The following is a 14,897-nucleotide window of genomic DNA, read 5'->3' as shown; positions in this document are numbered from 1 at the left end:
CATGACCACCGAGCCCACCGCGCCGATCCCGCCCGCCTCCGCCGTCACCGCCGTCACCGCGCCGATCCCGCTGCCCGTCACCGCCGTCAGCTGCCTGGAGGACCGCGCCCAGGTCGAGCGCAGCACCGTGCTCGACCTGGCCGCCGGGGTGCAGCGGCTGCGGCTCGGCCCGGTCACCGCGCTGGCGGTCGACCGGAGCCTGCACGCCGAGCTGGCCGCCGAGCGGCCGGCCAAGGTGCTCGACGTCCGGCTGGTCCGCAGCTGGACGCCGCGCAGCCCGCTGCCGCCCGGCGACGACGACTCCCCGCTGCGCCACCGGATCCACGAGCTGACCGAGCGGCAGCTCGCCGACGGCCGGCTGGTGGAGCGGCTGGAGGCCCGGCTCGCCCTGCTCCGGCAGCTCGGCGCCGACCTGCTGCGGGAGATCGGCGAGGGGGCGGGGCAGGGCGAGGTGGAGCGGGCCCGGTGGTCCCGCGAGCTGGACCGGGTGGACGGCGAGCGTTTCGAGGCCGGCGAGCGGCTGCGCGCCGCCAGGGCGCGGCTGGCGGCACTCTCCGAGGAGCTGGCCGACGCGCTGCGGGCGCTGGACGAGGCCGAGGAGGAGCCCGCCGAGCTGCTCGCGCACATCGAGCTGACCGTGCAGGCCGACGCGGCCGGCCCGGCCGAGCTGCGGGTCGGCCACCTGACCCCGTGCGCGCTCTGGCGGCCCGCCTACCGGGCCACCCTGGCCGACGGCGAGCTGCGGCTGGAGACCGAGGCGGTGGTCTGGCAGCGCACCGGCGAGGACTGGTCGGGCGCCCGGATGACCTTCTCCACCGCCCGTTCGGCGCTGGCCACCGACCCGCCGCGGCTCACCGAGGACCGGCTGACGCTCCGCGAGCGCTCCGCCGAGGAGCGCCGCACCGTCGAGGTGGAGCTGCGCGAGGAGGAGATCGGCAGCACCGGCCCGGCCGCCGAGGACGGTCTGCCGGGCGTGGACGACGGCGGCGAGGTGCGGGTGCTGCGCGCCCCGCACCCGGTCTCGGTGCCCTCCGACGGCCGGGCCCACCGGATCCCGCTGACCGCCTTCGGCACCCGGGCCGGCAGCGAGTACGCCTGTGCGCCCGAGCTGTCCCCGCTGGTCACCCAGGTGGTCCGGTTCCGCAACGACTCGGGGCACGCGCTGCTGGCCGGCCCGGTCGACCTGATCCGCGGCAGCGGCTTCACGGGCCGCGGCGAGCTGGGCTTCACCGCCCCGGGCGCTCCCGCCGAGCTTGCCTTCGGCAGTTGCGACGGCTACCGGGTGGTGCGGGAGACCGAGGAGAGCCGGGCCTCGGCCGGGCTGACCCAGCGCACCGTCCTGACCCGGACGGTGCGGCTGCACCTGTCCCGCTTCTCCGGCCCGGAGGAGCACGACGAACAGGTGGTCGCGGTCCGCGAGCGGATCCCGGTGTCCGAGGTCTCCGCGGTCGAGGTACGGCTGCGCAAGGAGTCCTGCGTACCCGCCCCGGACGAGCTGGACGCCGAGGGCATCGTCCGCTGGCAGGTGACGCTGCCGCCGGGCGGCCGCCGCACGGTCACCCTGGTCTACGAGGTCTCCGGCACCGGCAAGGTCGCGGGCCTCTGAGCCCTCGGCCCCGGCACCCGGACCACGGCGCCCCGACCGCGGTTCCGGGCGCCGATCAGAACACCGATCCGGGCGCCGTTCCCGGCCGGCGGGCCGGTTCGGCAGGATCCGTTCCGTCAACTCCGGTACGAATCCGGTACAAAAGAGGCATGATCTACCATCTCGCCCCACTCGACGACTGGCTGCGCGACCCCGGTCGGCCGTACACCGCAGCCTCGCTGCTGACCGACGGGTTCATCCACTGCTCGGCCGACGAGCCCACCCTGCTCGCGGTGGCCAACGCCTTCTTCCAGGACACGCCCGGCCCGCTGATGGCGCTGCTGATCGAGGAGAGCCTGGTCGAGCCGATGGTCAAGTGGGAGGCCGCCACCGGCGGGCCGCCGCCCGGCGCCACCCCCGGCGTGCTGTTCCCGCACGTCTACGGCCGCCTCAACCGCACCGCCGTGCTCGGTCTGGAGAAGCTGGAGCGCGGCCCGGACGGCCGCTGGGCCGCCCTGACCCCCTGGAGCTGACCGGGCCGGGCCCGGCCCGCTACAGCCAGCCGCGCTCGCGGGCCGCCATGCCTGCCTGGAAGCGGGTGGTGGCGCCCAGCTCCCGCATCAGCCCCTGCAGCCGGCGCTGGGTGGTGCGGGCGCTCCAGCCGAGCGACCGGGCGATCGACTCGTCGGTCAGACCGGCGGCGAGCAGCCCGAGCAGCTTGAGGTGGTCGGCGTCCGGCCCGTCCGTGCCGTCGCCGTTCCCGATCGCGGTCTGCAACGGCACCGCGCGCTCCCACTCCGCCTCGAACAGCGCGTCCAGCGCCTGGAGCAGGGCGGAGGGGTGGATGACGTACGCGGCGTCCAGCACCGCGTCCCCGACACTGATCGGGATGATCGCCATCCGGTCGTCCGACATCATCATCTTCATCGGCAGGGTCGGCCGGACCCGGGCCTCCTCGCCGTCCTCCACGCCGACCAGGATCTCCTTCTCCAGCCGGCCGGGCCAGGCGATGGCCTCCTTGTCGAAGACCGTGCGGAAGCGGATCCCGGAGCGGAGCTTGGCCCGCTGCCGGGGCAGGTTGGCCACCGGGTCCTGGATGTACGGCGGGCAGTCGAAGCCGCGCACCTGGTAGTGGCTGGTCTCGATCAGGTGCTCCAGGCGCTGGGCGATCGCCTCGCCACCGGTCAGCACCTCCACCGAGTGCGCCGGGTCGGTGTACCGGGAGGCCTCCCGGAAGGCGTCCATCAACCGGTGCATCTCGGCCCGGGCACTGCGCAGCTGGGCCTCGCGGTGGCCGATCAGCGTGCCGATGGCCACGTCCGGCGCGACCGCGAGATAGCGCTCGCGGTCCACCGGCGCCCGGGTGGCCATCCCCTGGTCGGCCAACCGGTCCAGCGCGTCCTGGGCCTGTTGGAGTGTCAGGCCGCACTGGTCCGCGAGCTCTCCCGCGGTCGACTGCGGCGCGATCACCAGTTCCGCGTACACCTGACCGTCCGGCCGTCCGAGGCCGAGCACTCCGAATGCGTCGAGCATGCCGCTCCTTCCCCCACCCGGCCACGGCGTCACCGTGGCGCAGTTCCGCCATCCTTGGAGGCGAGTATTCGTGGCCATCCTGCGCCACGGATCCGCGCGCTGACAAGGCTCTGCGGCGAGGCTCACACCAAGCCCCGGCAACGCCCGAGGGCCCCTCCACCAGCGGCGGAGGGGCCCAGGAAGATCACCGCGACCGTTACAGGCCGACCTCGCCCATCAGCCGGCCGACCTCGGGGTTGGTCAGGCGGCGCAGCCAGCCCGACTTCTGGTCACCGAGGGCGATCGGGCCGAAGTGCGTGCGCACCAGCTTCTCGACCGGGAAGCCCACCTCGGCGAGCATCCGGCGGACGATGTGCTTGCGGCCCTCGTGCAGGGTCACCTCGACCAGGTAGTTCTTGCCCACGTTGGAGACCACCTTGAAGCTGTCGGCGCGGGCGAAGCCGTCCTCCAGCTCGACGCCCTGGGAGAGGCGCTTGCCCAGGTCACGCGGGATCGGGCCCTGGATGGCGGCCAGGTAGGTCTTGGTCACGCCGTACTTGGGGTGGGTGAGGCGGTGGGCCAGCTCGCCGTGGTTGGTGAGCAGGATGATGCCCTCGGTCTCGGTGTCCAGACGGCCCACGTGGAACAGCCGGGTCTCCCGGTTGGTCACGTAGTCGCCGAGGCACTGGCGGCCGTCCGGGTCCTCCATGGTGGAGACCACGCCGGCCGGCTTGTTGAGCGCGAAGAACAGGAACGACTGGGTGGCGACGGTCAGGCCGTCCACCTTGATCTCGTCGTTCTCGGCGTCGACCCGCTTGCCCTGCTCGGTCACCAGCTTGCCGTTGACCTGCACCCGGCCCTGCTCGATCAGCTCCTCGCAGGCGCGGCGGCTGCCGATGCCCGCGCGGGCCAGCACCTTCTGCAGGCGCTCGCCCTCGGGCTCGCCGAAGGTCTTGGGCAGCTTGACGGCCGGCTTGTCGTGCCGGGCCAGCACCGCGTCCTCGATCCGGCCCTGCAGCTCGCGCGAGCGCTGCGGCTGGCGGCGCGGGTCGCCGGGCGCACCCTGGCCCTCGCGGCGCGGCTTGGGCGCGGGCGCCGGACGGCGGGCGGCGTAGCTGCCGCGGCTCGGGGTCGCGTTGGGGCCGCCACCGAACTCGGGGCGGTCGTAGCGGCGCTCCTCGGGACGCAGCGGGCGGTCCGGGAAGCGGCGCTCCTCGCCGCCGCGCCGGTCGTCCCGCCGGTCGTCCCTGCGGTCGTCGCGCCGGTCGCGGGAGAACCCGCCGCCGGACGAGCCGCCCCGGCCGCCACCGGCGCCGGAACCACCGCGGCCGCCGCCCGAGCCACCGCCGTACGACGAACCGCCCCGGGCACCGCCCGAGCCACCGCCGTACGAGGAGCCGCCCCGGGCGCCACCGGCGCCGGAACCACCGCGGCCGCCGCCCGAGCCACCGCCGTACGACGAACCGCCGTACGAGCCGCCGCCCCGGCTCCCGCCCTGCCCCTGGCCACCCTGACCCTGGCCACCCTGGCCGCCCCGCCCCTGGCCACCACTGCGGCCCTGGCCGCCGCCGCTGCTGTTCCTGCCGTTGCCACTGCTACGCATCAAATGTCCGTACGTCGTGTTCCGTCTTGGGATGTGCAAGTCGTGCCGGCCGACCTCACCGCACTTCCCGACCCGCCTCGTCGCGGTCGCCCGCCGCTTGCGCGGCCGCGACCGCCTCCGCGATCACCGTGCCTTCGAGGGACTCCGCTTCCACGTCGTCGACCTCGGGCAGAAAGGGCGCGAGCTCCGGCAGCTCGTCCAAGCCGCGCAGCCCCATCCGTTCCAGGAAGTAGTTCGTCGTCCGATACAGGATCGCACCTGTTTCGGGCTCGGATCCGGCTTCTTCCACCAGTCCTCGCTGTACCAGGGTACGCATCACGCCGTCACAGTTCACACCACGTACCGCTGAGACCCTGCCGCGGGACACCGGCTGCCGGTATGCGACCACCGCCAGCGTCTCCAATGCGGCCTGGGTCAACCGGGCCTGCTGGCCGTCCAGGACGAAGCGGTCGACGGCCGGTGCGCAGTCGGCCCTGGTGTAGAACCGCCAGCCGCCGGCGACCTGCCGAAGGTCGAATCCGCGGCCCTGGTCGGTGTACTCGGCGGACAGCTCGCGCAGGGCGGCGCCGACCTCGGCCCGCGGGCGTTCCAGCACGTCGGCGAGGTGCCCCTCGGGCACCGGTTCGTCGGCGATCATCACGATGGCCTCCAGCGCGGCCCGCAGCGGCACCTGCGGGCCGTCGGGGGCCTCGTCGCCCTCCGGGTCCGCCGCGGGCCCAGCGGACTGCGTGGGCACCTCCAGGGCCGTCTGCGGGGCCTCCGGGGCCGGGGCGAGGGCGGGCGCGGGGGCCGGCACCGGCGGCGCGGCCTCCTCGGCCAGGTAGGCCGACTCCTGCCACTCCTCGGGCCGGGCCTGGCCCGGCAGGCCGAGCGCCCGCCGGCGCCGCGTGGACCGCTCGTCGCTCACCGCTGCGCACCGTCCTTCTCCACCGGGTCCTGCTCCGCCGGGCCCGTCGCCACCGTGTCCTTCACCACTGCCGCCGGCTCGCCCGCCGGACGGTCGAACTCGTCCGTGACCTCCACCCGGCGGTCGGTCTCCGCGATCCAGCGCACCAGCAGCTCGCCGAGCGCCTCGGGCTGGTCGAAGTCCAGCACCTTCTCCCGGTAGAGCTCCAGCAGCGCGAGGAAGCGGGCGACCACCACCAGGGTGTTCTCGGCGTCCGCGACCAGCCGGCCGAAGCTGGCCTCGCCGAGCGCGGTGAGCCGGTCCACCACCACCGCGGCCTGCTCGCGCACGCTGACCGGCGGGGTGTGGATGTGGTCGACGTAGACCACCGGCTTCGGTTTGGGGGCCATCGCCCGCGCCGCCAGCTCGGCCAGCCGCTGCGGGCCGATCGAGAGCACCACCTCGGGCAGCAGGGCGGCGTGCCGCGGCTCCAGCCCCACCGTCCGCGGCCGCTGCCGCAGCTCGGCGGTCCAGCGCTCGGCGAATCGGGCGGCCGCCTCCTTGTAGGCGCGGTACTGCAGCAGCCGGGCGAACAGCAGGTCCCTGGCCTCCAGCAGGGCCAGGTCCTCCTCGTCCTCGACCTCGGCGGCGGGCAGCAGCCGGGCCGCCTTGAGGTCGAGCAGGGTGGCCGCGACCACCAGGAACTCGGTGGCCGCGTCCAGGTCCCAGTCCGGGCCCATCGCCCTGATGTGGGCGACGAACTCGTCGGTGACGGTGGACAGCGAGACCTCGGTGACGTCCAGCTTGTGCTTGGCGATCAGGCTGAGCAGCAGGTCGAACGGGCCCTCGAAGTTGTCCAGCCGCACCTGGAAGCCGCCGCGCCCGTCGGCCGCGGCGGGCCCGGGGGCGGTGGTCTGCTGGGGTTCGGTGGTGCTGGACATGGCGGTCCATCTTCGCGCGGGCCCGGCCCGCGGCCCGCGCCGGGGCCCGCGACACGCGGGCGATCAGCGCCCGCGCAGCCGCCGCACCAGGATGCTGGCCTCGCCGCGCTGCTCGAGGTCGGCGAGGACCACCGAGATGGCCTCGCGGACCACCCGGCCGCGGTCGACCGCCAGGCCGTGCTCGCCGCGCAGCACCAGCCGGGCGTGCTCCAGGTCCATCAGTTCCTCGGCGGAGACGTACACGGTGATCTTCTCGTCGTGCCGCTCCCGACCGGTGGGGCGCCTGGCACCCCGGCCGCGCTGGCGGGGGCGCCGGGTGGCCTCGGCGGCCTGCTCCTCCGCGCCGGCGTGCCTGGCGGGGGCCGTGGCGGCCTCCGCGGGGCCGCTGAGCGGCTCCGGACGGGCCGCGGGCACCTCGGCCGGCCCGGGGCCGGCCTCGGCCTTCCTGGCCGCCTCGGCCGCTCGGGCGGTCTCCGCTCGGGCCGCCGATGCCTCGGCCGACCTGAGGGAGGGCGACAGGGCCATCCCCCCGGTGGCCCGGAACAGCTCGTCGGCCCCCGGGAGACTCACTCGACGGGGCGGCACCGGTCGAGCACCTCCCTGGCGAGCTGACGGTAGGCGGCGGCGCCGACCGAGTTGGTGGCGTACGTGGTGATCGGCTCGCCGGCCACGGTGGTCTCCGGGAACCGCACGGTACGGCCGATGACGGTGTGGAAGACGTGCTCGCCGAAGGCCTCCACCACGCGCGCCAGCACCTCGCGGCTGTGCACGGTGCGGGAGTCGTACATGGTGGCGAGGATGCCGTCCAGCCGCAGGTCGGGGTTGAGCCGCTCGCAGACCTTCTCGATGGTCTCGGTGAGCAGCGCGACCCCGCGCAGCGCGAAGAACTCGCACTCCAGCGGGACGATCACGCTGTGAGCCGCCGTCAGGGCATTGACCGTCAGCAGGCCCAGCGAGGGCTGGCAGTCGATGATGACGAAGTCGTAGTCGGGCAGCAGCGGCTTCAGCGCCCGCGCCAGCGCCGACTCCCGGGCGACCTCGCTGACCAGCTGCACCTCGGCGGCCGACAGGTCGATGTTGGAGGGCAGCAGGTCCATGCCGGGGACGGCGGTCTTCAGCAGCACCTCATCGGCCGTCAGGCCCCGCTCCATGAGCAGGTTGTAGACGGTGACGTCGAGCTCCATCGGGTTGACGCCCAGGCCGACCGAGAGCGCGCCCTGCGGGTCGAAGTCCACCAGCAGCACCCGGCGGCCGTACTCGGCCAGCGCGGCGCCCAGGTTGATGGTCGAGGTGGTCTTGCCGACCCCGCCCTTCTGGTTGCACATCGCGATGATCTGCGCGGGGCCGTGCTCGGCCAGCGGCGCGGGGATCGGGAAGTAGGGCAGCGGACGGCCGGTGGGGCCGACCCGCTCGCGGCGCTGGCGCGCGGCGTCGGGGGCCAGGGTGGCGGCGTACTCCGGGTCCGGCTCGTACTCGGCGTCCGGGTCGTCGTACGGGCCGTAGCCGAGCTCGTTGTAGGCCAGCCCGTAGGCCGCGAACTCCGCGTCGAGGTCGGCGGGGGCCGCGGCCGCGTGCTGGCGCGCCTCGAAGGTGCGGACCGCTACCGAGCCGACCTCCACCGTGCCCACCGCGGCCTGCCGGGCGGTGAGCTCCTCGTTCGACTGTCCGGCAGTGTGCTCCGCCAGTCCTGGCTGACCACCCCCGGGAGCAAATGTCGACTCATTCACAAGTCGTCTTACCTCCTTGGGTTTCCCGGACTCTAAGTCGATTCGTCAGCGTGGCAGCTAGCCGACGGTTTGCGACTCTAGGCCGTTTCGGGCGTTCGCAGCAACACAATCCACGGTAGTGGGCCGGATGTGTCGGCCGTCGGGACGGTCCCTGTCAAGGGATGCCCGGGCTTGTGACCCTAACGTTTCTGCGGAGCCCGGCGCTCCCGGGAGGGTGAGTCAGAAGCCCTGGTCCACAGGGCGGGTGACATGATGCACATAAATTGACATCCCGGGGCCACCGCCCGGCCACCCGCCGCCGGGCCGGTCGGGCCGGCCGAGGGCATGCCGAACGCCCCCGGCCCGAGGGGAGCGGGCCGGGGGCGTACGGACGGACTGCGGGTCAGGCGAGGACGCTGTCCAGCGAGACGGCCTCCAGGCCGAAGGCATCGGCGACGGCGGCGTAGGTGATCTGGCCCTCGTGCACGTTGAGGCCCTTGGCCAGCGAGGTGTCGCGGCGCAGCGCCTCCTTCCAACCACGGTTGGCCAGCTCGACGATGTAGGGCAGCGTCGCGTTGGTCAGGGCGTAGGTGGAGGTGTTCGGGACGGCGCCCGGCATGTTCGCCACGCAGTAGAAGACCGAGTTGTGGACCTGGAAGGTCGGCTCGGCGTGCGTGGTGGCACGGGAGTCCTCGAAGCAGCCGCCCTGGTCGATCGCGATGTCGACGAGCACGGAGCCCGGCTTCATCCGGGAGACCAGCTCGTTGGTGACCAGCTTCGGGGCCTTGGCGCCCGGGATCAGCACGGCGCCGATCACCAGGTCGGCGTCCAGGACGGCCTTCTCCAGCTCGAAGGAGTTGGAGGCGATGGCCTTGATCTTCGTACCGAAGATCTTGTCGGCCTCGCGCAGCTTGTTGATGTCGCGGTCCAGCAGGGTCACGTCGTAGCCCATGCCGATGGCGATGGTGGCCGCGTGCCAGCCGGAGACGCCGCCACCGATGACCACGGCCTTGGCCGGGTGGGTGCCGGGCACGCCGCCGGGCAGGGTGCCGCGACCGCCGGCCGGGCGCATCAGGTGGTACGAGCCGACCTGCGGGGCCAGCCGGCCCGCGACCTCGGACATCGGGGCGAGCAGCGGCAGGGCGCCGTTGGCGAGCTGCACGGTCTCGTAGGCGATCGCGGTGGTGCCGGAGGCGACCAGCGCGTCGGTGCCGGCGCGGTCCGCGGCCAGGTGGAGGTAGGTGAAGAGGGTCTGCCCCTTGCGCAGGCGGTGGTACTCCTGCGCGATCGGCTCCTTGACCTTCAGCAGCAGGTCGGCGGTGGCCCAGACCTCGTCGGCGGTGGGGAGGATGGTGGCACCCGCGGCCACGTACTCCTCGTTCGGGATCGAGGAGCCGACACCGGCGTTGTCCTCGATGAACACCTCGTGGCCGTTGCGGACCAGCTCATGCACGCCGGCAGGCGTGATGGCCACGCGGTACTCGTGGTTCTTGACCTCGCGGGGGATGCCGACCTTCACGGCTAAACACGTCCCTCTTACCTGGGGGTCCCGGCCGGGGAAGACCGGCGGGTGACGCGCAGGCGGAAGCCTCCGGGACAGGCCGGGGCACGGATCGCTGCGCGACTGCTGTCGAGTGTAATGAAGCCCAGCAGATCCGTCAGCCTTCCAAAGTGAATAAATCTGCCGGACACATTGGCAGTTTCGTAGGCTTGCATCACGATCTAGGTGTCAATGGGGGGCAAAACCCCCATCTCAGACACTACTCCGAAACCGGGATGATGCCCTCACCGTCGACCAGTCGCCGCAGGCGTTCCAGCGCCTGGGAGACCGTCGCCGCGGCCTCCTCCTCGCCGAGCCGGCGCAGCACCGCGACGGCCGCCCGGTACTCCCGCCCGGCCTCGTCGAACCGGCGCTGGGCGGTGTGCGCCTCGGCGGTGCGCACCAGCAGCCGGGCCTCGGCCCTCGGCTCGCCCAGGCTCTGCCGCAGCGCCAGCGCCCGGCCGTACCAGTCGGCCGCGCGGACCGGGTCGCCGAGCGCCCGGTGGCAGCCCGCCGTGCCCTCCAGCGCGCGGGCGCAGGCGGGCTCGTCACCCGCCGTACGGGCGTGGTCCAGGGCGGCCCGGTAGCGCTCCTCGGCCTGCGGCCAGTGGCCGGCGGCGGCCTGCAGATCGGCGAGGTTGAGCAGGGCGGCGGCGGCCCGGCGCGGGGCCTGCTGCCGCTCGGCCACCCGCAGCACCAGCTCGTGCAGCTGGTGGAGGTCGGCCGGGGCGGTGCCGCCGGTCAGCGGCAGGGCCCGCAGCAGGGCGGTGACCAGCCGGCCCGCCGAGCCGTCCAGGTCGCCCTGCCCGATCGCGTCCCGGACGGCGGCCAGCAGCTGGTCCCGCTCCTCGGCCAGCCAGCCGGCCGCCTGGGCGGGGGTGCGCAGCCGCAGCGGGCCGGGCAGCGGATCGGGGTTGGGGCCGGCGGCGCGGTCCAGCAGCAGCCGGGCCGAGTCCACCAGCCGCACCAGCCGCTCCAGCAGCCGGGCGCGGGCCAGCTCGACCTCCGCCGGGCGGTCCTTCGCCGTCCGCAGCTCGACCAGTCGCGGGTGGAGCCGGCCCGGCACCCGGTAGCGCGCGGTGCCGTCGGCGGCGGCCGGCTCCCGCTCGAGCAGCTCCTGCCCGGCCAGCTTCTCCAGCACCGCGCCGGCCTCCGGCGCCGGGCAGCCGACCAGCGCGGACGCGGTCCGCAGGTCGGCGGTCTGGGTCGGCGCCAGGGTCAGCATCCGCAGCATCCGGGCGGCCGGCGCCGGCAGCGCGCGGTAGACCAGCGCGAAGGCGGCGACCAGCGGGTCGGTGTCCGGCACCGGCACCGGCTCCGCCGGGAGCAGCTCCCTAGCCTGGCGCCGGTCGGCCGCCGGGCCGCGCCCCTTGGGCTTGGTGGCGCCGCGCGACTTCGGCGCCTCGGGGGCGGCCGACGGCGCGGCGGGTGCCAGCTCGGCCGCCGCGTCGGTGACCGAGGCCCGGGCGTCGGCGCGCAGCCGGCCGGCCACCAGCCGCAGCGCCGCCGGCCGGGAGGTGCAGGCCTCGGCGAGGTCGGCGGCACCGACCGGGTCGCAGCTGATCCGGGTGCCGCCGATCAGCTCGCCGAGCAGCGCCACCGCGGAGGGCTGGTCCAGGCCGCCCAGGATCACCGGGTCGATCGCGTCGATCCCGGTCAGCGGGCCGGCCGTGGTGGCCAGCACCAGGCAGCCGGGCTCCTCGGTGAGCAGCGGCAGCAGCTGGGCGCCCTCGCGCACCTCGTCCAGCAGCACCAGCAGCTTGCGGCCGGCCAGTGCGGTGCGCAGCGCCGCGCAGGCCGGGTCCTCGGCCGCCGGGTCGGCGGGCAGCAGCCCCTCGGGCACCGCGTCCAGCTGCTCCAGCAGCCGGCGGGCGGCCCGGCCGGGCGGCACCGGGCTGCCGTCCGGCGCGGACATCCGGGCGAACAGCAGCCCGTCGGGGTAGCCGGCCGCCACCGAGCGCGCGTAGTGGACCGCGAGCGAGGTGCGCCCGGAGCCGGGCCGCCCGGCGAGCACCACCAGCCGGCCCCGGCCGGGCACCGTCCGGGTCGCGGCGGTGGCGAGTGCGGCCAGCTCGGTGCGGCGCCCGGCGAACGGCTCCGCCCCCGCGGGCAGCCGGTCGCACACCTCGGCCGCGGTGGGCGGTGCGTCCATCGTCGCCGTCTTCCTCGCCACCTGCGCCACTCCCGACCAGTCGCCCAGCAGACCCTGTCCGCGAAGCGTAGTTCGAGCACCCCGCCGTGCCGAGCTGACATCGGTACTACCAACCGGCAAATCACCCCGCCGGATCAACCGCCGCCGGTTCGCCGCTCCGGCGGGAGGCCGCTCAGGCGGTCTCGAACGGCCGGGCCGGCCAGGGCGACTCGGCCGGCCGCAGCGAGCCGAGACCCGGGCCGTTGAGCGCCGCGTGCAGCGCGAGGGTGCCGGTGATCAGGGTGGGGTTGTGCAGCCCGCCGGCCAGGATCAGCCGGACCAGCTCCTCGACCGGCACCCGGGCCGTCTCGATCTCCAGCTCCTCGCCGTGCGCGGCGTAGCGCTCGCCCTCGACCTCGGCCAGGTCGGTGGCCAGGAAGAGCCGCAGCGCCTCGTCGGTGCCGCCGGGCGAGGTGTAGAAGTCGACCAGCACCCGCCACTCGCCCGCCTTGCAGTGCGCCTCCTCGTACAGCTCGCGCTGCGCGGCGTGCAGCGGGTTCTCCCCCGGCACGTCCAGCAGCCCGGCCGGCAGCTCCCACAGCCGCTGGCGCACCGGGTGCCGGTACTGGCGCAGGATCAGCACCCGCTGGTGCTCGTCCAGGGCGAGCACCGAGACCGAGCCGGGGTGGGTCTGGTAGTCGCGGCGCGCGTAGCTGCCGTCGGGCATCAGTACCTCGTCGGTCCGCACACCGGTGACCCTGCCCTGGAACGGGGTCTCGCTGGAGCGGACCGGCCACTGCTCCGCCAGGTCCCGGATCTGCTGCTGCACCTCGGTCATCGCGACTCCCCTTTTCGTCAGTACGACACAATCTATGCCATCGAAGCCGGGGGGCGACAACAGAACGGCGGCCACACGGGGGATCCCGTGCGACCGCCGTCCGGCGCTCCGACGCCTTACCGCGCGTCGGTCTTGATCTTGATCGCGGCCGCGACCAGGCCCGCGAACAGCGGGTGCGGGCGGGTCGGACGCGACTTCAGCTCCGGGTGCGCCTGGGTGGCCACCAGATAGGGGTGCACCTCGCGCGGGTACTCCACGTACTCCACCAGGTCGCCCTTGGGGGACAGGCCGGAGAACTGCAGGCCGGTCTTCTCCAGGTCGGCGCGGTAGGCGTTGTTGACCTCGTAGCGGTGGCGGTGGCGCTCGTCCACGTACTGCTCGCCCCCGTAGACCTCACGCACGATCGAGCCCTCGGCGAGCTTGGCCGGGTAGAGGCCGAGCCGCATGGTGCCGCCCAGGTCGCCCTTGCCGTCCACGATCGCCAGCTGCTCGGCCATCGTGGAGATGACCGGGTACTTGGCGGCCGCGTCGAACTCGGTGGAGTTGGCCTCCGGCAGGCCGGCCAGGTTGCGGGCCGCCTCGATGACCACGCACTGCAGGCCCAGGCACAGGCCCAGCAGCGGGATCCGGTTCTCCCGGCCGTAGGTGATCGCGGCGACCTTGCCGTCCACCCCGCGGTCGCCGAAGCCACCGGGGATGCAGATCGCGTCCACGTCGCCGAGCTGCTCCTGCGCACCCTCGGGGGTCAGGCAGTCGTCCGAGGCCACCCACTTGATCTCGACCCGGGCGTTGTTGGCGAAACCGCCCGCGCGCAGCGCCTCGGTGACCGAGAGGTAGGCGTCGGGGAGGTCGATGTACTTGCCGACCAGCGCGACCTTGACGATGTGCTGGGGCTCGTGGACCCGGCGCAGCAGGTCGTCCCAGACGGTCCAGTCGACGTCCCGGAAGGCCAGGTCCAGCCGGCGCACCACGTAGGCGTCCAGGCCCTCGCCGTGCAGCACCTTGGGGATGTCGTAGATCGACTTGGCGTCGATGGCCGCGACCACGGCCTCCTCGTCCACGTCGCACATCAGCGAGATCTTGCGCTTGATGGCCTGCGGCACCTCGCGGTCGGCGCGCAGCACGATGGCGTCCGGCTGGATGCCGATGTTGCGCAGGGCCGCGACCGAGTGCTGGGTCGGCTTGGTCTTCAGCTCGCCCGAGGGGCCGATGTACGGCAGCAGGGAGACGTGCACGAAGAAGACGTTGTCCCGGCCGACCTCGTGCCGGACCTGGCGGACGGCCTCCAGGAACGGCAGCGACTCGATGTCGCCGACGGTGCCGCCGACCTCGGTGATCACCACGTCCACGTCCTCGGTCGCCATCCGGCGGATCCGGGACTTGATCTCGTTGGTGATGTGCGGGATGACCTGGACGGTGTCGCCCAGGTACTCGCCGCGGCGCTCCTTGGCGATGACGGTCGAGTACACCTGGCCGGTGGTGACGTTGGCCGAGCCGTGCAGGTTGGTGTCCAGGAACCGCTCGTAGTGGCCGATGTCCAGGTCGGTCTCGGCGCCGTCGTCGGTGACGAAGACCTCACCGTGCTGGAAGGGGTTCATGGTGCCCGGGTCCACGTTGAGGTACGGGTCGAGCTTCTGCATGGTCACGCGCAGGCCGCGGGCCTTGAGCAGCGCACCGAGGCTGGAGGCGGTGAGGCCCTTGCCGAGCGAAGAGGCGACACCCCCGGTGACGAAGAGGTGCTTGGTCGTCACGGCGCGGCTGCTGGCCGCCTTGCCGGAATGGGGCTGTGCCAAGAGGGGGCTCCCGTGGGTCGCGTGTCGAAGTGACTCGGTGGAGGGCTCACCCGACTGCTCCGCCGTCCGTACCGACGAGGAGCGGACCCCCTGCGACGGGGGACGTTGCTCGGCCGGGGGGTGCCCGGCGGGGTCGTCGAGTCGGCGGATCCGGGGTGGTTTTTCCCACCAGTCCACGGGATACCAGGGTATCAGTGCCCTGGACGGCACGCGCTCGGCGAGGGTCCGGCGCGCCCGGCCGGGGCAGCTCCGGGCGAGCCCCCGGCCTGCGGCGCCGGGCCGACCCCATGGCCCGGAAGGATCATTTCCGGATGGCCGGACCGGGTGATTTCCAGCTGCCCCGGTCCACGTCACTGTTGATC

Annotated in this window: 12 protein-coding genes; 2 read left to right on the top strand and 10 right to left on the bottom strand. The window is 73.9% G+C overall.

From position 1 onward, the window contains the following. Position 1: 1 nt before the first annotated feature. Both AB0K43_RS12850 and AB0K43_RS12845 read left to right on the top strand, forming a co-directional pair. A complete protein-coding gene (locus tag AB0K43_RS12850; RefSeq protein ID WP_363638846.1) occupies positions 2-1,606 on the top strand; it encodes a mucoidy inhibitor MuiA family protein in 1,605 nt (534 codons plus the stop codon). Positions 1,607-1,755: 149 nt separating this feature from the next. After that, on the top strand, positions 1,756-2,118 hold the full coding sequence (locus tag AB0K43_RS12845) for a DUF952 domain-containing protein (protein ID WP_363638844.1): 363 nt from the start codon (positions 1,756-1,758) through the stop codon (positions 2,116-2,118). A gap of 19 nt (positions 2,119-2,137) precedes the next feature. On the opposite strand, the gene AB0K43_RS12840 is transcribed toward AB0K43_RS12845, so the two are convergent. The 10 genes from AB0K43_RS12840 to AB0K43_RS12795 form a co-directional block, all read right to left on the bottom strand. Then, positions 2,138-3,118, bottom strand: coding sequence for a helix-turn-helix domain-containing protein (locus AB0K43_RS12840; protein WP_363638842.1), 981 nt, complete (start codon positions 3,116-3,118; stop codon positions 2,138-2,140). 196 nt (positions 3,119-3,314) lie between these two features. After that, positions 3,315-4,700: a pseudouridine synthase gene (locus AB0K43_RS12835; RefSeq protein ID WP_363638840.1), complete on the bottom strand. Its 1,386-nt coding sequence runs from the start codon at positions 4,698-4,700 to the stop codon at positions 3,315-3,317. A gap of 55 nt (positions 4,701-4,755) precedes the next feature. After that, positions 4,756-5,337, bottom strand: coding sequence for an SMC-Scp complex subunit ScpB (scpB, locus tag AB0K43_RS12830; protein ID WP_363639073.1), 582 nt, complete (start codon positions 5,335-5,337; stop codon positions 4,756-4,758). A gap of 266 nt (positions 5,338-5,603) precedes the next feature. After that, positions 5,604-6,527, bottom strand: a complete 924-nt coding sequence (locus AB0K43_RS12825) for a segregation/condensation protein A (RefSeq protein ID WP_363638838.1) — start codon at positions 6,525-6,527, stop codon at positions 5,604-5,606. 63 nt (positions 6,528-6,590) lie between these two features. Beyond that, positions 6,591-7,097: a hypothetical protein gene (locus tag AB0K43_RS12820; protein ID WP_363638836.1), complete on the bottom strand. Its 507-nt coding sequence runs from the start codon at positions 7,095-7,097 to the stop codon at positions 6,591-6,593. Beyond that, a complete protein-coding gene (locus tag AB0K43_RS12815) occupies positions 7,094-8,155 on the bottom strand; it encodes a ParA family protein (protein ID WP_363639071.1) in 1,062 nt (353 codons plus the stop codon). Before AB0K43_RS12815 ends, AB0K43_RS12820 begins: the two co-directional genes overlap by 4 nt. A gap of 481 nt (positions 8,156-8,636) precedes the next feature. Next, positions 8,637-9,752 (bottom strand): alanine dehydrogenase, encoded by a 1,116-nt coding sequence (gene ald, locus AB0K43_RS12810; protein WP_363638834.1) that lies wholly within the window; start codon positions 9,750-9,752, stop codon positions 8,637-8,639. Between the two features lie 241 nt (positions 9,753-9,993). Further along, on the bottom strand, positions 9,994-11,925 hold the full coding sequence (locus AB0K43_RS12805; protein WP_363638832.1) for a tetratricopeptide repeat protein: 1,932 nt from the start codon (positions 11,923-11,925) through the stop codon (positions 9,994-9,996). A gap of 172 nt (positions 11,926-12,097) precedes the next feature. After that, positions 12,098-12,742, bottom strand: coding sequence for an NUDIX hydrolase (locus AB0K43_RS12800; protein WP_363638830.1), 645 nt, complete (start codon positions 12,740-12,742; stop codon positions 12,098-12,100). A 116-nt stretch (positions 12,743-12,858) separates the two neighbouring features. Beyond that, positions 12,859-14,535: a CTP synthase gene (locus AB0K43_RS12795; protein WP_363638828.1), complete on the bottom strand. Its 1,677-nt coding sequence runs from the start codon at positions 14,533-14,535 to the stop codon at positions 12,859-12,861. Positions 14,536-14,897: the final 362 nt, after the last annotated feature.

This window comes from Kitasatospora sp. NPDC049258 (genome assembly GCF_040678895.1).
Classification (GTDB): Bacteria; Actinomycetota; Actinomycetes; order Streptomycetales; family Streptomycetaceae; genus Kitasatospora.
This window is presented reverse-complemented; position numbering and strand designations above follow the sequence as displayed.